Genomic DNA, 17,872 nt, shown 5'->3' on the forward strand with positions numbered 1-17,872 from the left:
GGCACCGGCTTCGCCACCGCCATGAAGACCCTCGACCACACCCGCATCACCATCGCCGCCCAGGCCATCGGCATCGCCCAGGGCGCCCTCGACTATGCCAAGGGCTACGTCACCGAACGCAAGCAGTTCGGCAAGCCCATCGCCGACTTCCAGGGCGTGCAGTTCATGCTCGCCGACATGGCCATGAAGCTCGAGGCCGCCCGCCAGCTCACCTACGCCGCCGCCGCCAAGAGCGAGCGCGTCGACGGCGACCTCACCTTCTTCGGCGCCGCCGCCAAGTGCTTCGCCTCCGACGTCGCCATGGAGGTCACCACCGACGCCGTCCAGCTCCTCGGCGGCTACGGCTACACCCGCGACTACCCCGTCGAGCGCATGATGCGCGACGCCAAGATCACCCAGATCTACGAAGGCACCAACCAGGTCCAGCGCATCGTCATGGCCCGCAACCTCCCGTAACCACCAGCCTCTCGAAAGGAGACAGGCCGTGACCCTGAAGATCGCTGTCTGTGTGAAGTACGTCCCCGACGCGACCGGCGACCGCGGTTTCGCCGACGACCTGACGACCGACCGTGAGGCCGTCGACGGTCTGCTCTCGGAGCTCGACGAGTACGCGGTCGAGCAGGCGCTGCGCATCTCAGAGGAGTCCGACGACGCCGAGGTCACGGTCGTCACGGTCGGTCCGGACGACGCCAAGGACGCCCTGCGCAAGGCGCTGTCGATGGGCGCCGACAAGGCCGTCCACGTCAACGACGAGTCCATCCACGGCTCCGACGTCATCGCCACCTCCGCCATCCTGGCCAAGGCCCTGGAGAAGACCGGCTTCGACCTGGTCGTCTGCGGCATGGCCTCGACCGACGGCACGATGGGCGTCCTGCCGGCGCTGCTCGCCGAGCGCCTGAGCCTGCCGCAGGTCACCCTGCTGTCGGAGCTCTCCGTCGAGGACGGTCTCGTGAAGGGCCGCCGGGACGGCGACGCCGCGACCGAGCTCCTGGAGGCCCCGCTGCCGGCCGTCGTCTCGGTCACCGACCAGTCCGGCGAGGCCCGTTACCCCTCCTTCAAGGGGATCATGGCCGCGAAGAAGAAGCCGGTCGAGGAGCTCGACCTGGACGACCTGGACATCGACGCCGACGAGGTCGGCCTCGCCGGGTCGTGGACCCTGGTCGACGCCGTGGCCGCCCGCCCGGCCCGTACCCAGGGCACGATCGTCACGGACGAGGGCGACGGCGGCAAGCAGCTCGCCACCTTCCTCGCCACCCAGAAGTTCATCTGACCCACCGTCACCCCACCTCAGGAGCAAGGAATCATGGCTGAGATCCTGGTTCTCGTGGACCACGCCGACGGTGCGGTCCGCAAGCCGGCCCTCGAACTGCTGACCCTGGCCCGCCGCATCGGCGAGCCCTCGGCGGTCGTCCTCGGCGCCGGCGAGGCCGCGGCCTCGATCGCCGCCACGGCCGGCGAGTACGGCGCGGCCACCGTGTACGTCGCGGACGGCGCCGAGTTCACCGAGCAGCTCGTCGTCCCGAAGGTCGACGCGCTCGCCCAGCTGGCCGGGGAGAAGGGGGCGGCCGCCGTCCTGGTGACCTCCTCCGGCGAGGGCAAGGAGATCGCGGCCCGCGTCGCGCTCCGCCTCGGCTCCGGCCTCATCACCGACGCGGTGGAGCTGGAGGCCGGCGAGAACGGCCCGGTCGCCACCCAGTCCGTCTTCGCCGCCTCGTACCAGGTGAGGTCGAAGGTCTCGCACGGCGTCCCGGTCATCACCGTCAAGCCCAACTCGGCCGCTCCGGAGGCCGCTCCGGCCGCCGGTACGGTCGAGAACGTCAGCGTCGCCTTCACCGGCAACGCCGCCAAGGTCGTCTCGCGCACCCCGCGCGTCTCCACCGGCCGCCCCGAGCTGACCGAGTCCGCGATCGTGGTCTCCGGCGGCCGCGGTGTCGGCGCGGCCGAGGGCTTCGCGGTCGTCGAGAAGCTGGCCGACTCGCTCGGCGCGGCCGTCGGCGCCTCCCGCGCCGCCGTGGACGCCGGCTGGTACCCGCACTCCAACCAGGTCGGCCAGACCGGCAAGCAGGTCTCGCCGCAGCTGTACGTCGCGGCGGGCATCTCCGGCGCGATCCAGCACCGGGCCGGCATGCAGACCTCGAAGACGATCGTCGCGGTCAACAAGGACCCCGAGGCCCCGATCTTCGACCTGGTCGACTACGGCGTGGTCGGCGACCTCTTCGAGGTGCTGCCGCAGCTGACCGACGAGATCGGCGCGCGCTGACCTCACAGCGGGGACGATGACGAAGGGGCGGGTGGCACTCTGTGCCACCCGCCCCTTCGTCATCAGCGCGCTCAGTACCAGCCGTCGAGCGGGACCTCCTCGCACAGCCGGACGACCGGCCTGCGCCCGGAGGCCGCGGCGCCGGAGACCTTGACCCTGACTCCGGGGCGCACCGCGTGCGGCGGCCCGTCGACGCGGCAGCGGACCACGAACCCCTCCGTCATGTGGACCGGCCAGAGGTCGGCGTCTGCGGCGGCGACCCCGCGGCGCACGGAGATCACGCCCTCGCCCTCGCTGAGTTCGGGCGTGAGCTCGGTCGACCCGCAGGTCGGACAGAGCAGGCGCTGGAACGTGGTGGTGTGGCACCAGCGGCAGCGCTGGAAGTACAGCTCGGAGTCGGGGGCCGACTCGTCGGCCTGGACGGCGGTCCCGCTCCTCAGTCCCGTGTGGAACACGATGCCTTCTCCTTGCACTCGGCGGCTCAACCGTGCATGGAGCAAAGATATGGCACTGAGTGCCATCAAATAAAGACCTGAGTTCCCTCAATTCGAGATACCGGGACCCCCGGGGTGTTCCGGTGCCGCTCCGGGATCGCCTCGGGAGCCTCTCAGCCCTCTCCGAGGCTGGACTCCACCTCGCGGACCACGCGCCACATGGGGGTGGACCGCTTGGTGATGACCACGACGACGTCCCCGGCCTCCTCCGCCGGCGCGTCCGGGGCCTGGCCGCCGCCCCAGGTGGCGCGGACGAACTCCAGGGCGCCGTCGACCTCGGCCAGCGGGTCTCCCTCACCGCCCGAGCGCAGCCAGTGCCGCAGGGCGTGGTTGTGGGCGGCGACCACGGCCGCCGCGACGACGTTGGCGCGCAGGGTGCCGTCCCTGCGGTCGGCCCAGCGGGTGCGCAGATAGTCGCCGAGGGTCTTCTCGTACCGCCAGACCACCGACAGCTCGTAGGTGCGCAGTCCGGTCACCTCGCGGGTGAGCCGGTAGCGCTGCACGGAGAAGGTGGGGTTCTCGGCGTACATCCGCATGACGAGCCGGGCGGCGTCGCAGACGCGGACGACGGGGTCGTCGGAGTCGGCGCTCGCGGCGAGGAAGCGGGTCATGTCGGCGAGGCACTGCTCGTGGTCGGGGAAGACCACGTCCTCCTTCGACGGGAAGTACCGGAAGAAGGACCGCCGGCCGACGCCCGCGAGCGTGACGATGTCGTCGACGGTGGTCTGCTCGTAGCCCCGCTCCAGGAAGAGCTGGAAGGCCGCGGCGATGAGGGAGTCCCGCATCGCGGGCTTCGTGGAGTTCGTCGACGCTGTTCCCATGGCCCGAACCTAACATTCGCGGCCCATGGGCGCGGCACTCGGTGCCGGGTGACTCCGGCACCGAGTGCTCTGATGGGGGTACGGAGGCTCAGCGGGGGGCCATCCGCAGCGCGCCGTCCATGCGGATCGTCTCGCCGTTGAGGTAGTCGTGCTCGGCGATCATGGTCACGAGGCGGGCGTATTCCTCGGGGCGTGCGAGGCGCTGCGGGAAGGTGACGCTCGCGGCGAGACCGGCCCGGACGTCCTCGCCGAAGCCCGCCATCATCGGGGTGTCGACGATGCCGGGGGCGACGGTGACGACCCGGATGCCGAACTGCGCCAGGTCACGGGCGGCGGTGACGGTCATGCCCGCGACGCCCGCCTTGGAGGCGGCGTAGGCGATCTGCCCGACCTGGCCCTCGAAGGCGGCGATGGAGGCGGTGTTGACGACGAGGCCGCGCTGTCCGTGCTCGTCGGGCTCGTGGCGGGCGATGGCCTCGGCGGCGAGCCGCATCACGTTGAAGGTGCCCAGCAGGTTGACGTTGAGCACCGTACGGAACAGGTCGAGGTCGTGCGGTCCCTTGCGGCCCAGGATGCGGGCGGAGGGGGCGATGCCGGCGCAGTTCACGGCGAGCCGCAGCTCGGCGCCGTCGGCGTCGATCGCGGCGAGCGCCTCGCGGACCTGGTCCTCGTCGGTGACGTCGGCGGCGAGCAGCCGGACGCCCTCGGGCAGCGGTCCGGCGGCGGCCACGGCCTTGTCGAGGTCCAGGCCGTAGACGGTGGCGCCGCGCGCGGCGAGCGCGGCGGCGGTGGCGGCGCCGAGGCCGGAGGCGGCGCCGGTGACGAGCGCGGCGGAGCCGGCGATGTCCATGGAACTCCTCGTTCGTGTCGTACGGGTGCGACCCTGCCGCCGGGTTGGCCGCCGGACCGGGCGCGTGCCCGCGGGGGACCGCGCGGTCCGCGCGATCTGCGCCGCCCACCATAGAACCCCCTCCGGCACCACCGGAAGCGCAGGCCGGAGGCCGGGCGCGGTGCCCGCACGAGGGCCGCGACCGCTCGGCCGACACGGGGACCCCGGCCGCGGTCGCCGCCCTCCTCAGCGCGGCGAGCACCCGCTCACGCGCGGTCCGGCACGGTGCCGTCCGAGCCCCCGGCGGAGTGCCGGCCCCGGTGGGCCGCGACGCGCTCGCGGGTGGCGCAGCGGCGGGAGCAGTAGCGGCGCTCCGGGCCGCTGCCCTGCGCGATGAAGACGTTCCGGCAACTCCCCGACGCGCAGGTTTTGCCGGGCGGACGCTGCCGGTCCCACAGGAGAACGGCGAGCGCCATGCAGGACGAGGCGAGCAGCCACTCGGCCCAGGGCGCGTCGTCGTCCCGGTCGATGTGTGCGTGCCAGGGCGCGGTGCCGCCGTGCGAGGTGAGCCGGAGGGGCCCGGTGTGCTCGCGCAGGAGCCCGTTGAGGACGGCGGCGGCCTCGTCGGCGGTCGCGGCGGCGAAGACCTCGCGCAGCGGGACGGCGGCCGCGCGCATCCCGGCGACCTCGTCGGGGCCCAGTTCGACGGGGCCGGGCTCCCCGTACTCCAGGAGTACGGCGGCGACGTCACCGGGGTCGGGCCGGGGGGCCGCGAGCACGTTGACGAGGGCGGCGGCGCGGCGGGCCGTCGTCAGGACGGAGTGGCGGGCGGACCAGCCGTCTTCGGTGACGGACACCCTCGGAATGTAACGCATATTGCGGAGTTTTGAGTTACCTCCGTACCGTCCTGCCGGTGAGCGGAGATGACGCGACCCGCACCTACCTGGCCGGCGCCCTGGTGGCCCGCGTCGGGGACGAGACGGCCGGACCGGCGCTGCTCCTCGCCGGATTCGCGGTCGCCGGATCGACCGCCGGGGCCTCGACGCTGCTCGCGGGCCTCAGCCTCTCCGCCGCGTTCGGCGGGCCAGTGCTCGGGGCGCTCCTGGACGGGGCGACACGACCTGGCCGTCTGCTCGCCGGAGCGCTCGTCCTGTACGCGGCGGGCCTGACGCTCGTCCTCGGAGGGCTCGGCCGGGTTCCGTTCGCCGTGACCGTGGCGACGGCCGTCCTGACGGGCCTTCTGGGACCGGCCCTCTCGGGAGGCTGGTCCGCCCAGTTGCCCCGGGTGGCGCCGGGCGACCGGCTGCCCCGGGCGAACGCGCTCGACACGATGACCTTCGGCGTGGCGGTCCTGGCCGGCCCGGCTCTCGCGGGCGGGGCGGCGGAGGTGCTGGGGGCGCCGACGGCCGTGGTGCTCGCGGCGGCTCTCGTCGCCTCGGCGGCCCCCGCGGCGTGGGGCCTCCCCGTGCGGGCCCGGCGCGTTCCGGGGTCCGGGGCGGTCTTCGGCGTCCTCGTCTCGGGCACACGAGCCGTCCTCCGGAACCGGAGTCTGGCCCGGGCGACCCGTACCTCCGTCCTCTCGTGTGCCGCACAGGGGATGCTGACGGCCTGCGTCCCGCTCCTCGGCGAACGGGTTCTCGGCGGAGCCGGTCGCGGGGCGGTGCTGCTGTCCTGCGCGGCGGGCTCCGCCCTCGTCGCGAACGCCCTGTTCGCCCGGTTCCCGCTCCGCCTCTCCCCCGACGCGCTCGTACGGGCCGGGGCGCTGGTCCAGGCAGTCGCCCCCGCGCTGGCCCTGACGGGCGGGCCCGTGACCCTGGTGACCGCCTTCCTCGTCTCGGGGCTCGGCGAAGGCCCGCAGCTCACCGCGCTGTTCGCGGTGCGGCACCGGGAGTCCCCGGAGCACCTCCGGGGCCAGATCTTCACCACCGGAGCCAGCCTCAAGATCACCGGCTTCGCCCTGGGGGCCGCGGTGGCGGGTCCGCTCGCCGCGCGGTCGCTTCCGGCGGCCCTCACCGTGGCGACGGCCACGGCGCTTTTGGCGGCGGTCACCAGGACGCGCGTCCGCCCCCGGCGTTGAGCTGCTGCCGGGGGCGGGCGAGGGGGCCGGGGATCACGCCGCCGGCCGGGCGAGTCCCCGGCTGATGACCAGGCGCTGGATCTGGTTCGTGCCCTCGAAGATCTGCATGATCTTCGCCTCGCGCATGTAGCGCTCGACCGGGAAGTCGCGGGTGTAGCCGTAACCGCCGAAGACCTGGACCGCGTCCGTGGTCACCTTCATCGCCGTGTCCGTGGCGATGAGCTTCGCCACGCTGGCCTGGCGGCTGAAGGGGCGGCCGAGATCGCGGCGGCGGGCCGCGTCCAGGTAGGTGGCGCGGGCCGCGTCGACGGCGGCGGCCATGTCGGCGAGGAAGAAGCCGAGGCCCTGGTGGTCGACGATCCGGCGGCCGAAGGTGGTGCGCTCGTTGGCGTACGCCACGGCCGCGTCCAGTGCCGCCTGGGCGAGCCCCGTGGCGCAGGCGGCGATGCCGAGGCGGCCGTTGTCGAGGGCGCTGAAGGCGATCTGCAGGCCCTGGCCCTCGTCCCCGATGCGCCGGTCCTCCTCGATGAGGGCGCCGTCCCAGTACGCGGCCGTCGTCGGCACGGCCTGGAGGCCCATCTTCCGCTCGGGGGCGCCGAAGCTCAGGCCCTCGGTGGCGCCGGGAGCCAGGAAGCAGGAGATGCCGTGGCTGCCGGGGGCGGTGCGGGCGAAGAGGGCGTAGAACCCGGCCTTGCCGCCATGGGTGATCCAGGCCTTGGTGCCGGTGACGCGGTACCCGCTGCCGTCGTCCTGCCGCTCGGCCTTGCAGGTGAGGGCGGCGGCGTCCGAACCGGCCTGCGGCTCGGAGAGGCTGTAGCCGCCGACGGTCCGCCCCTCCAGCATCGCGGGCAGCCAGCGCTCCTTCTGCTCCGGGGTGCCGAAGGCGTGCAGGGGGTGGCAGGCGAGGGTGTGGACGCTGGTGGCGACGGCGACGGCGGCCCAGCGCGCGGCCAGCTCCTCCAGCACCTGGAGGTAGACCTCGTACGGCTGGCCCCCGCCGCCGTACTCCTCGGGGTACGCGAGGCCCAGGAGCCCGGCCTCGCCGAGGGTCGCGAAGAGCCCCTCGGGATAGGTCTCGGCAGCCTCGTGCTCGTCCACCCGCGGAGAGAGCTCCTTGTCGGCGATCTCCCGGGTGAGGGCGATGAGGTCCGCTGCCTCGGGGGTGGGAAGCAGGCGGTCGACATCCATGGCGACTCCAGCGGCGCGCAAAGTGGTACTGGGAAGGGTACTGCAGTACCGCTGAGAGTAGCGCAGAAGGGTGCCGCCGCAACCCCCTCGAACGGCGGCCTGGAATACTGTCGGGGTGATCGAGACCTCCGCCGCCGACGCCCCCAAGCTGACGGGCCGCGGAGCGGCGCGCCGCTCCGCCCTCTTCGAGGAGCTCGTCGCCCTCCTCGTCGGCGAGGGTTTCGCCCAGCTGACACTCGACGACCTCGCCGGCCGGCTGCGCTGCTCGAAGCGGACCCTGTACGGCCTGGCCGGCAGCAAGGAGCAGCTGGTCCGGGCGGCGGTCGTGCACTTCTTCCGGCGCGCCACGGCCCGGGTGGAGGCGGTCCTCGCCGCCGCGACGGATCCGGCCGAGCGGCTCGCCGCGTACCTGCGGGCGGTCTCGGCCGAACTGGCGCCCGTATCACCGCAGTTCTTCGACGACGTGGCGGCTTTCGAGCCGGCCGCGGAGGTGTACGAGCGCAACACGCGCGCGGCGGCGGGCCGGGTGCAGCAGCTCATCGAGGACGGCGTGCGGGCCGGCGTGTTCCGCGAGGTGCACGTGACCTTCGCGGCCGACGTCATCTCCTCCGTGATGGTCCGCATCCAGCGGCGCCAGGTGGCCGCGGCGACCGGACTCGCGGACGCGGAGGCGTACGAACAGCTGGCCGAGCTGCTGCTCAGCGGCCTCCGGAAGGCCTGAGCGGACCCCGGAAGGCGACCGGCCGGGCCGGAAAGGCCGGCCCCCGGAAGGCCGGACCCGGAGGCCGGACCCGGAGGGGGTCCCGGCCGTCCCGGAAGGCCCCAGACCGGCACCCTCAAGACCCTGACCCGCCCCCGACGGGCACGCATGGCCGGATTCCCCCCCGCCTTCGATCACTCTGCGCAAACGATCCACTACTGTGTGCGGCGCCACTGACCACCCACCCCACCCAGGGAGCCTCCGCGTGGAGCGCAGCCGTACCGTCCTCAGGATCCGTGCCGTCCTCGCCGCCATGGGCGTCACCGCCACCCTCGCCGCGGCTCCCGCGGCGCAGGCCGTCCCCGCCGGGAAGCCCGTCGCCGCTCCCCCGGCGCCCTGCACCGGAGAGTTCGAGGGCGACCAGCGGCTCGGCCCGAAGTTCCTGCCGAAGAAGTGGCAGGAGCCGGTCGGCCCGCTGCTGAACCGCTACCACCGGACCGGGAGGCTCTCCTCCGCCGACTTCCTCAAGAAGTACTGGGAGGGCCCGGCCGGCACCGGCGGCTGGAAGTACCCGCCGAACGACGGCTTCGGCGAGGTCAACGGCACCGTCGACAAGGCGCCCGAGCTCCTGGAGGAGGGCGAGCGCCTGGACCGCTTCGGCTCGGAGTACGGCTCCTACCTGGCTCCTGCCGGCGACGACTACGCGAAGCGGGCGCTGCCCCCGCAGAATCTCAACACCCGCGACGCCGCCTTCCCCTGCGACTACCACCTGTACGAGGTGACGAGGAGCTTCGTCGTCTGGGAGGGCTCCATCGCGCCCTGGTTCGAGCAGCCGGGCGGCGGCCGCCAGATCAAGCTGGACCCGGCGTTCCTGAACCCGGGCGAGGGGCAGCGCCTCAGCGTGAAGTGGCTGCTCGACAACGGCTACCTGGTGCGCGTCCCCGCGTGACCGACCGCCGGACGCTGGACCGGGCACTCCGGGAGGCCGGGGTGCCCGCCGCGTACTACTGGATCGAGGGTGTCCACGAACCGGCACCCACCCCGCCCGACTTCGTCTATCTGCGGACGAGGCCGGGCGGGCCCGGCTGGGAGACCGGGATGTACGAGCGGGGGGCGTACGAGCCGGTCGCCACACACGACACGGAGGCGGCCGCCTGCGCCCATCTGCGGAACCTGCTGGGGGCGTAGCGCATGAGGGTCACCCGCTTATTTCAGATCCTGACTTAACCCACAAGAGAAGCTGCGTCAAGGGTCCACGCGGCGGTATGTTGCGTTCAGGACTACTTCACCTGGGGGCCCAAGTGACCATGCGGAACGGCCGCACCGTGCGCGACCTGCGACGCGAGAACCGCACCGCCGTCCTCCAGCGCCTCTACTTCGACGGCCCCCTGAGCCGCTACTCGCTCGGTCCGGCCACCGGCCTGAGCTCCGGTTCCATCAGCAACGTGGTCGCGGAGCTCGTCGCGGAGGGCCTGGTCGAGGAGGCGGGCAGCGTCGACTCGGCCGGCGGGCGTCCCCGTACCCTGCTGAGGATCACCCCCGGCAGCGGCTGCATGATCGGGGTGGACGTCGGCGAGACCCGGGTCCGCGTCGAGCTGTTCGACCTCACCCTCACCGAACTCGCCCGCACCGAGCGCCCCTTGGCGGTCGACGGTCCGCACCCGCACGAGCGGTACGAGGTCGGGGTCGTCGTCGACCACGTACGGGCGGGCATCGCGGAGGTCCTGCGGACTGCGGACGTCCCCGCCGAGCGTCTCCTCGGCGTCGGCGTCGGCGTGCCGGGCATCGTGGCCCGCACCGCCGAGGAGGGTGCGGTCGTGCACGGCCAGACCATCGGCTGGGACGCCGTCCCCTTCGAACGCCTCCTGCGCGCGGCCGTCGACCTGCCCGAGGACGTCCCCTACTGGATCGACAACGGCGCCAAGACGCTCGGCCAGGCGGAGATGTGGTTCGGGGCGGGGCGGGGCGCGCGCAGCGCGGTGGTCGTACTGTTCGGCTCGGGCGTCGGCGCCTGTGTGGTCACGGACCCGATGGGGCCCGGCCGGGCCATCGAATGGGGCCATCTGACGGTACGGGTGCGGGGCCGCCGCTGCCGCTGCGGTGCCCGGGGCTGCCTGGAGGCGTACGCGGGCGCGGAGGCGCTCCTCGAACGGTGGCGCGAGGCGGGCGGGCGGCCTCCGGCGGGTGCGGACGAGGAGACGGCCCTGACGGCGATGCTGGCGGCGGCCTACCCGGCGGACCCCTCGGTGGCACCCGACGCGACGGCCCTCGCCGTCCTGGAGGAGACGGCCGAGTACCTGGGCGCCGGGTTCGCCGATCTCATCAACCTCTTCCAGCCCGAGCGGATCCTCGTCGGCGGCTGGGCGGGGCTCCAGCTCGGCGCCCGCTTCCTGGAGACGGTGAAGGGGTACGCGGCGGAGTACGCCCTGAATTACCCGGCGGCCCGGGTCGGCATCGGCCTGGGGACCCTGGGTCCCGACGCGGTGACGGTCGGCGCGGCGATCCTGCCGCTCGCCGACTTCTTCGCCCGGGGCGGGCGCCGGGCCGAGACCGGGGCCGTGGAGGAGCAGCCGGCGTGGGCGTCGACGGTACGGGACCGGGCGGCGCGCTGAGCAGGCGCCCTCCGGGACCGGGGCGCTACGCGACCGAACCTATGCGGCCGGCCGGCTCGCGGGGCCCGTCGTGGTGGATCGGGGTGTGGGCGCCCGTGAGGGACACGCCCCTGCCGCCGCGGCGGTTGGCGACGATCTCGGCGCCGATCGAGAGGGCGGTCTCCTCGGGCGTGCGCGCGCCGAGGTCGAGGCCTATCGGGGAACGCAGGCGGGCCAGTTCGAGTTCGGTGACGCCGACTTCGCGGAGGCGCTTGTTGCGGTCCTCGTGGGTGCGGCGGGAGCCCATCGCGCCGATGTAGGCGACGGGAAGCTTGAGGGCGGCCTGGAGGAGCGGCACGTCGAACTTGGCGTCGTGCGTGAGGACGCAGAGGACGGTCCGGCCGTCGACCTCGGTCGACTCCAGGTAGCGGTGGGGCCAGTCGACGACGATCTCGTCGGCCTCGGGGAAACGGGCCGCCGTCGCGAAGACGGGCCGGGCGTCGCAGACGGTGACGTGGTAGCCGAGGAACTTGCCGACCCGGACGAGGGCGGCGGCGAAGTCGATGGCACCGAAGACGATCATGCGTGGGGCGGGGACGGAGGACTCGACCAGGAGCGTCAGCGGCTGTCCGCAGCGGCTGCCGTCCTCGCCGATCTCCACCGTGCCGGTGCGGCCGGCGTCGAGCAGGGCGCGGGCCTCCGCGGCCGCGGTGCGGTCCAGCTCGGGGTGGCCGCCGAGCTTTCCCTCGTACGAGCCGTCGGGGCGGACGAGGAGGGCCTGGCCCCTGAGCTCGTCCGGGCCCCCGACGATCCGTGCCAGGGCCGCCGCCTCCCCCGTGGCGGCGGCCGCGAGCGCGGCGGGGAAGACCCCGCCGCGGACCGGGGTGACGAGGATGTCGATGATGCCGCCGCAGGTCAGACCGACCGCGAAGGCGTCCTCGTCGCTGTAGCCGAAGCGCTCGACGACGGTCCTGCCGTCTTCGAGGGCCTGGACGCACAGGTCGTAGACCGCGCCCTCCACACACCCGCCGGAGACCGAGCCGATCGCCGTGCCCTCGCTGTCGACGGCGAGTGCGGCTCCCGGTTGCCGGGGTGCGCTGCCGCCGACCGCCACCACGGTGGCGACGGCGAACGCGCGTCCCTGCTCGACCCACCGGTGCAGCTCTTCGGCGATGTCCAGCATGTCGGTCTCCTTGGGGGTGTGCGGAGGGTGGCCGTCGGGTGTCAGCTGACGCCCAGCCAGCCCTCGATCGGATGAAGGGCGAAGAACACGATGAAGATCGCGGTCAGGCACCACATGAACGCGCCGACCTCGCGCGCCTTGCCCTGCGCCACCTTGATGACGGTGTAGGCGATGACGCCGGCCGCGACTCCGGGGGTGATGCTGTAGGTGAACGGCATCAGGACGACGGTCAGGAAGACCGGGATGGCGACGGAGCTGTCGCCCCAGTTCACGTGCTTGGCGTTCATCATCATCATCGCGCCGATGACGACCAGGGCGGCGGAGCCGACCTCACGGGGCACGATCTGGGTGATCGGCGTGAAGAAGAGGCAGGCCGCGAAGAACAGGCCGGTGATGACCGAGGAGAAGCCGGTGCGGGCGCCTTCGCCGACGCCGGTGGCGGACTCCACGAAGACGGTCTGGCCGGAGGCGCCGGAGACGCCGCCGATCGCGCCGCCCGCGCCGTCGATGAACAGCGCCTTGGAGAGGCCGGGCATCCGGCCCTTGTCGTCGGCGAGGTTGGCCTCGGTGCCGACGCCGATGATGGTGGCCATGGCGTCGAAGAAGCCGGCGAGGACGAGGGTGAAGACGATGACGCCGACGGTGATGTAGCCGACGTCGCCCCAGCCGCCGAAGGAGACCTCGCCGAAGAGCGAGAAGTCCGGGCTGGAGACCGCGCTGCCCTTGAGTTCCGGAGCGCCGTTGGCCCAGGCGCCCGGGCCCTTCGGCGGGACGTCGGCGACGGCGTTGACGATCAGCGAGACGATGGTGCCGCCGACGATGCCGATGAGGATCGCGCCGGGGACCTTGCGGGCCTGGAGGGCGAAGATCGCGAGCAGGGTGACCGCGAAGATCAGGACGGGCCAGCCGACGAGCTCGCCGGCGGCCCCCATGGTGACGGGCGGGCCGAACTGCGGTCCCGCGCCGACGAAGCCGGCCTTGTTGAAGCCGATCAGCGCGATGAAGAGGCCGATGCCGATGGTGATGCCGTGCTTGAGCGGCAGCGGGATCGCGTTCATGATCATCTCGCGGAGACCGGTGACCACCAGGAGGCAGATCACCAGACCGTAGACGACACACATGCCCATGGCCTGCGGCCAGGTCATCTGGGGCACGACCTGGGTCGCGAGCACACCGGAGACGCTGAGTCCCGCCGCGAGGACGAGCGGGACCTTGCCGACGAAGCCCATCAGCAGGGTGGTCACCGCCGCCGCGAAGGCGGTCGCCGTGATGACGGCGGAGGTGGCGAGGACGTGCTTGTCGACGTCGGGGCCGCCGAGGAGGATCGGGTTGAGGAGGAGAATGTACGCCATCGCCATGAAGGTGGTGATGCCGCCGCGGATCTCCGTCGCGACGGTGGATCCTCTCTCCGAGATGTGAAAGTACCGGTCGAGCCAAGAACGCCCGGCGGGGTTGCGCGAGCCGGAGCCCGCGTCCTCCGCGGTGGTCTTGGGCTCCACAGACGACTGGGTCATGGGGCCTACTCCCAAGGTTCAAAGGGGCACCCGCATCAGACTTCGAAGCTCTGACGGTGAAGCTGCGGGATTTGGGATATTTCGTTGGCTGCACGACCCGGGGGACGGCCCGAGACGAACGGGGTGATGCCGTGAAGCGGGGTACTGCGGTACTGCGGTGATGCGGGTATCCCCAGGGGGGAGTGCTCCGGGCGGTGCGGGCGGGGAAGTGTGACGTTCCGGGGAGGCACGCACCGCCCGGAGAGTCCTACAGGGTGCCGGTGAGCGCCTCGGGGCGGACCGGCGTCTTGTTGAGCTCCAGGCCCGTCGCCGCCCGGATCGCCGCGAGGACGGCCGGGGTGGACGACAGGGTCGGGGCCTCGCCGATGCCCCGGACGCCGTACGGCGCGTTGGGGTCGGCCAGTTCGAGGTAGTCGACCGGGATGGTCGGCGTGTCGAGGATGGTGGGGATCAGGTAGTCCGTGAAGGAGGGGTTGCGCACCTTCGCGGTCTTCGGGTCGACGATGATCTCCTCCATCACCGCGACGCCCAGGCCCTGGGTGGTGCCACCCTGGATCTGGCCGACCACGGAGAGCGGGTTGACCGCCTTGCCGACGTCCTGCGCGCAGGCCAGCTCGATGACCTTCACGAGGCCGAGCTCGGTGTCCACCTCCACCACCGCGCGGTGCGCGGCGAAGGCGTACTGGACGTGCCCGTCGCCCTGGCCGGTGACGAGGTCGAAGGCCTGGGTGGGGCGGTGGCGCCACTCCTCCTCGACCTCCACGACCTGGTCCTCCAGGACGTCCGCGATGCTCGCGAGGGCCTCGCCGCCGTCGGTGACGACCTTGCCGCCTTCCAGGAGGAGCTCGGCGTTGGCCCAGGCCGGGTGGTACGAGCCGAACTTGCGCCGGCCGATCTCCAGGACCTTCTCGCGGACGATCCCGCAGGAGTTCTTGATGGCGCCGCCGGTCATGTACGTCTGGCGGCCCGCGGAGGTGGAACCGGCCGAGCCCACCTGCGTGTCGGCGGGGAGGATGGTGACCTGCTGGACGCCGAGCTCCGTACGGGCGATCTGGGCGTGGATGGTGATGCCGCCCTGGCCCACCTCCGCCGCGGCGGTGTGGACCGTGGCGACGGCCTCGCCGTTGATGACCTCCATGCGGATCCTGGCGGTCGAGTAGTCGTCGAAGCCCTCGGAGAAGCCGACGTTCTTGATGCCGACGGCGTAGCCGACGCCCCGCACGACGCCCTCGCCGTGCGAGGTGTTGGAGAGGCCGCCCGGCAGCGCGCGGACGTCCGCGCCCTCGCCGGCGGTCTCCCACTGGCGCTCCGGCGGCAGCGGGCGGGCCTTGACCCGGCGCAGCAGCTCGGCGACCGGAGCCGGCGAGTCCACGACCTGGCCGGTCGGCATGATCGTGCCCTGCTCCATGGCGTTGAGCTGGCGCAGCTCCACCGGGTCCATGCCCAGCTTGGCCGCGAGCTTGTCCATCTGCGCCTCGTAGGCGAAGCAGGCCTGTACCGCGCCGAAGCCGCGCATGGCGCCGCAGGGCGGGTTGTTGGTGTAGAGGCCGATCGCCTCGATCTCGACGTCCTCGACGACGTACGGACCGATCGAGAGGGACGAGGCGTTGCCGACGACCGAGGCCGTGGAGGACGCGTACGCGCCGCCGTCGAGCACGATCTTGCACTTGACGTGCGTGAGCTTGCCGTCCTTGGTGGCGCCGTGCTCGTAGTAGAGCTTCGCCGGGTGCCGGTGCACGTGCCCGAAGAAGGACTCGTACCGGTTGTAGACCATCTTGACCGGCTTGCCGGTGCGCAGCGCGAGGATGGACGCGAGGATCTGCATCGAGATGTCCTCGCGGCCGCCGAACGCGCCGCCGACGCCCGCCATCGTCATGCGGACCTTCTCCTCGGGCAGGCCGAGGCAGGGGGCGATCTGCTTGAGGTCCGAGTGCAGCCACTGGGTGGCGACGTACAGGTCGACGCCGCCGTCCTCGGCCGGTACGGCGAGGCCGGACTCCGGGCCGAGGAAGGCCTGGTCCTGCATGCCGAAGGTGTACTCGCCCTTGACGATCACGTCGGCGCGCTCGGCGGCCTCGGCGGCGTTGCCGCGGATGATCGGCTGGCGGTGCACGATGTTGGGGTGCGGGACGTGGCCGGAGTGGTGGTCGTCACGGTTCTCGTGGACGAGGATCGCGTCCGGGGCGAGCGCCGAGGCCTCGTCCGTGATGACCGGGAGCTCCCGGTACTCGACCTTGATCTTCGCGGCGGCGCGGCGGGCGGTCTCCGGGTGGTCGGCGGCCACGAGGGCGACCGGCTCGCCGTGGTGACGGACCTTGCCGTAGGCGAGGACCGGGGTGTCCTGGAACTCCATGCCGTAGTTCTTCGCGGCCGGCAGGTCCTCGTGGGTCAGGACGGCGTAGACGCCGTCCATCGTGAGGGCCTCGGAGGTGTCGATGGACACGATCTCGGCGTGCGCGACGGTGGAGCGCAGGATCTGGCCCCACAGCATGTCCTCGTGCCACATGTCCGAGGAGTAGGCGTACTCGCCGGTGACCTTGAGGGTGCCGTCGGGGCGGAGGGTGGACTCGCCGACGCCGCCCTTGACGTGCTTCTGGGTGACCTCGGTGGGCGTACCCGCCGGAACGGTGCGTGTGTTCTGAGCCATCGTCAGACCGCCTCTCCCTGACGCTCCTGGCGAGCGGCCGCGAGGCGGACCGCGTCGAGGATCTTCTCGTAACCGGTGCAGCGGCAGAGGTTGCCGGAGAGCGCCTCGCGGATGTCCGCGTCCGTCGGGGACGGGTTGCGCTCCAGCATCTCGTCGGCCGCGACGAGCAGGCCGGGGGTGCAGAAACCGCACTGGACGGCGCCGGCGTCGATGAACGCCTGCTGGATGGGGCTCAGTTCGACGCCCTCACCGGTCTGCGAGTCCTGGGCGGGCTTCGCCTCCCACTTCTTGGCCGCGTCGACCGAGGTGCCGCAGGCGCCGGAGGCGCAACCGCCGTGCTCCTCGCGCTGCTTGGCGTACTCCGCCAGGCCCTCGACGGTGACGACCTCGCGGCCCTCGACCTGACCGGCGGCGACCAGACACGAACAGACCGGCACGCCGTCGAGGCGGACCGTGCAGGAGCCGCACTCGCCCTGCTCGCACGCGTTCTTGGAGCCGGGCAGGCCCAGGCGCTCACGCAGAACGTAGAGGAGGGACTCGCCCTCCCAGACGTCGTCGGCTTCCTGCGGACGACCGTTGACCGTGAAATTGACGCGCATGGTTATGCAGCTCCCTCAAGCGTGCGGCCTGCGCCGCGGTACTGCTCCCAGGTCCAGCCGAGCTGGCGGCGAGCCATGATGCCGACGGCGTGGCGCCGGTACTTGGCGGTGCCGCGGACGTCGTCGATCGGGTTGGCGGCGGCCGAGCAGAGGTCGGCGAACTGCTTGGCGATCGACGGGGTGATGATCTTTCCGTTGTCCCAGAAGCCGCCCTCCTCCAGAGCCGCGTTCAGGAAGGCCTCGGCCTCCTTGGCGCGGATGGGGGTCGGCGCGGCCGAGCCGATGCCGGTGCGCACCGTCCGGGTCTCCGGGTGCAGGGCCAGGCCGAAGGCGCAGACGGCGATGACCATCGCGTTGCGGGTGCCGACCTTGGAGTACTGCTGGGGTCCGTCCGCCTTCTTGATGTGGACGGTCTTGATGAGCTCGTCGGCCTGGAGCGCGTTGCGCTTCACGCCCGTGTAGAACTCGTCGATCGGGATGAGGCGGGTGCCGCGGACCGACTCGACCTCGACCTCGGCGCCCGCGGCGAGCAGCGCCGGGTGCGCGTCGCCGGCGGGCGACGCGGTGCCGAGGTTGCCGCCCACGCCGCCGCGGTTGCGGATCTGCGGGGAGGCGACCGTGTGCGAGGCCAGCGCCAGACCCGGGAGCTCCGCGCGGAGGTTCTCCATGATCTGCGTGTACGGAACGGAGGCGCCGAGGCGGACCTTCTCCTCGCCGACCTCCCACTCGCGCAGCAGCTCGATACGGTTCAGGTCCAGGAGGTACTCGGGGCGCCGGTGGTCGAAGTTGATCTCGACCATGACGTCGGTACCACCGGCGATGGGCACGGCCGTGGGGTGCTCGGCCTTGGCGGCGAGCGCCTCCTCCCAGCTGGCGGGGCGAAGGAAGTCCATGGTGGCTCTCTTCTAGTGATTCTGGTGATCGGGGGTCGAGCTAGGGGGTCCGGGGGGACGGCCGGCCCTCGACATC

At 72.4% G+C, this 17,872-nt stretch carries 18 protein-coding genes; 8 read left to right on the forward strand and 10 right to left on the reverse strand.

Annotated features, from left to right (window positions below):
• The 3 genes from ACZ51I_RS30370 to ACZ51I_RS30380 all read left to right on the forward strand — a co-directional run.
• On the forward strand, window positions 1-456 hold a 456-nt coding region (locus ACZ51I_RS30370; protein ID WP_468882243.1), incomplete at its 5' end, for an acyl-CoA dehydrogenase family protein.
• A 28-nt stretch (window positions 457-484) separates the two neighbouring features.
• Entirely contained in the window at window positions 485-1,270 is a 786-nt protein-coding gene (locus ACZ51I_RS30375; protein WP_468882245.1) for an electron transfer flavoprotein subunit beta/FixA family protein, read from the forward strand.
• A gap of 33 nt (window positions 1,271-1,303) precedes the next feature.
• Window positions 1,304-2,260 carry an electron transfer flavoprotein subunit alpha/FixB family protein gene (locus tag ACZ51I_RS30380; RefSeq protein WP_468882248.1) on the forward strand — a complete coding sequence of 319 codons (957 nt, stop codon included), beginning with the start codon at window positions 1,304-1,306 and terminating at the stop codon, window positions 2,258-2,260.
• A gap of 71 nt (window positions 2,261-2,331) precedes the next feature.
• Here ACZ51I_RS30380 and ACZ51I_RS30385 read toward each other — a convergent pair whose 3' ends face one another.
• The 4 genes from ACZ51I_RS30385 to ACZ51I_RS30400 form a co-directional block, all read right to left on the reverse strand.
• Complete coding sequence (locus ACZ51I_RS30385) at window positions 2,332-2,715, reverse strand: zinc ribbon domain-containing protein (protein ID WP_468882250.1); 384 nt, start codon at window positions 2,713-2,715, stop codon at window positions 2,332-2,334.
• 152 nt (window positions 2,716-2,867) lie between these two features.
• Window positions 2,868-3,575 carry a TetR/AcrR family transcriptional regulator gene (locus ACZ51I_RS30390; protein WP_468882252.1) on the reverse strand — a complete coding sequence of 236 codons (708 nt, stop codon included), beginning with the start codon at window positions 3,573-3,575 and terminating at the stop codon, window positions 2,868-2,870.
• An 88-nt stretch (window positions 3,576-3,663) separates the two neighbouring features.
• Complete coding sequence (locus tag ACZ51I_RS30395; protein WP_468882255.1) at window positions 3,664-4,425, reverse strand: SDR family NAD(P)-dependent oxidoreductase; 762 nt, start codon at window positions 4,423-4,425, stop codon at window positions 3,664-3,666.
• Window positions 4,426-4,670: 245 nt separating this feature from the next.
• Window positions 4,671-5,279: a CGNR zinc finger domain-containing protein gene (locus ACZ51I_RS30400; protein WP_468882258.1), complete on the reverse strand. Its 609-nt coding sequence runs from the start codon at window positions 5,277-5,279 to the stop codon at window positions 4,671-4,673.
• Window positions 5,280-5,317: 38 nt separating this feature from the next.
• On the opposite strand from ACZ51I_RS30400, the gene ACZ51I_RS30405 reads away from it, so the two are divergent.
• On the forward strand, window positions 5,318-6,481 hold the full coding sequence (locus tag ACZ51I_RS30405) for an MFS transporter (protein WP_468882260.1): 1,164 nt from the start codon (window positions 5,318-5,320) through the stop codon (window positions 6,479-6,481).
• Window positions 6,482-6,514: 33 nt separating this feature from the next.
• Here ACZ51I_RS30405 and ACZ51I_RS30410 read toward each other — a convergent pair whose 3' ends face one another.
• Window positions 6,515-7,669: an acyl-CoA dehydrogenase family protein gene (locus ACZ51I_RS30410; protein WP_468882263.1), complete on the reverse strand. Its 1,155-nt coding sequence runs from the start codon at window positions 7,667-7,669 to the stop codon at window positions 6,515-6,517.
• A 115-nt stretch (window positions 7,670-7,784) separates the two neighbouring features.
• On the opposite strand from ACZ51I_RS30410, the gene ACZ51I_RS30415 reads away from it, so the two are divergent.
• The 4 genes from ACZ51I_RS30415 to ACZ51I_RS30430 all read left to right on the forward strand — a co-directional run bounded on the left by ACZ51I_RS30415 (window position 7,785) and on the right by ACZ51I_RS30430 (window position 10,981).
• Window positions 7,785-8,390, forward strand: coding sequence for a TetR/AcrR family transcriptional regulator (locus tag ACZ51I_RS30415; protein WP_468882265.1), 606 nt, complete (start codon window positions 7,785-7,787; stop codon window positions 8,388-8,390).
• A gap of 292 nt (window positions 8,391-8,682) precedes the next feature.
• Window positions 8,683-9,318: a TNT domain-containing protein gene (locus ACZ51I_RS30420; protein WP_468882508.1), complete on the forward strand. Its 636-nt coding sequence runs from the start codon at window positions 8,683-8,685 to the stop codon at window positions 9,316-9,318.
• Window positions 9,315-9,557 carry a hypothetical protein gene (locus ACZ51I_RS30425; RefSeq protein WP_468882267.1) on the forward strand — a complete coding sequence of 81 codons (243 nt, stop codon included), beginning with the start codon at window positions 9,315-9,317 and terminating at the stop codon, window positions 9,555-9,557. Before ACZ51I_RS30420 ends, ACZ51I_RS30425 begins: the two co-directional genes overlap by 4 nt.
• 113 nt (window positions 9,558-9,670) lie before the next feature.
• Window positions 9,671-10,981, forward strand: a complete 1,311-nt coding sequence (locus ACZ51I_RS30430; RefSeq protein ID WP_468882269.1) for an ROK family transcriptional regulator — start codon at window positions 9,671-9,673, stop codon at window positions 10,979-10,981.
• 25 nt (window positions 10,982-11,006) lie between these two features.
• Here the strand turns inward: ACZ51I_RS30430 and ACZ51I_RS30435 are convergent, their stop codons facing one another.
• The 5 genes from ACZ51I_RS30435 to ACZ51I_RS30455 form a co-directional block, all read right to left on the reverse strand.
• Window positions 11,007-12,143: an XdhC family protein gene (locus ACZ51I_RS30435; protein ID WP_468882271.1), complete on the reverse strand. Its 1,137-nt coding sequence runs from the start codon at window positions 12,141-12,143 to the stop codon at window positions 11,007-11,009.
• A 41-nt stretch (window positions 12,144-12,184) separates the two neighbouring features.
• Complete coding sequence (locus ACZ51I_RS30440) at window positions 12,185-13,657, reverse strand: NCS2 family permease (RefSeq protein WP_468882273.1); 1,473 nt, start codon at window positions 13,655-13,657, stop codon at window positions 12,185-12,187.
• Between the two features lie 247 nt (window positions 13,658-13,904).
• Window positions 13,905-16,304, reverse strand: a complete 2,400-nt coding sequence (locus tag ACZ51I_RS30445) for a xanthine dehydrogenase family protein molybdopterin-binding subunit (protein ID WP_468882275.1) — start codon at window positions 16,302-16,304, stop codon at window positions 13,905-13,907.
• A 2-nt stretch (window positions 16,305-16,306) separates the two neighbouring features.
• On the reverse strand, window positions 16,307-16,903 hold the full coding sequence (locus ACZ51I_RS30450) for a (2Fe-2S)-binding protein (RefSeq protein WP_468882278.1): 597 nt from the start codon (window positions 16,901-16,903) through the stop codon (window positions 16,307-16,309).
• Window positions 16,904-16,905: 2 nt separating this feature from the next.
• Window positions 16,906-17,796, reverse strand: a complete 891-nt coding sequence (locus tag ACZ51I_RS30455; RefSeq protein WP_468882280.1) for an FAD binding domain-containing protein — start codon at window positions 17,794-17,796, stop codon at window positions 16,906-16,908.
• Between the last annotated feature and the right edge of the window lie 76 nt (window positions 17,797-17,872).

The sequence above is a fragment of the Streptomyces sp. NPDC034084 genome, from assembly GCF_055575535.1.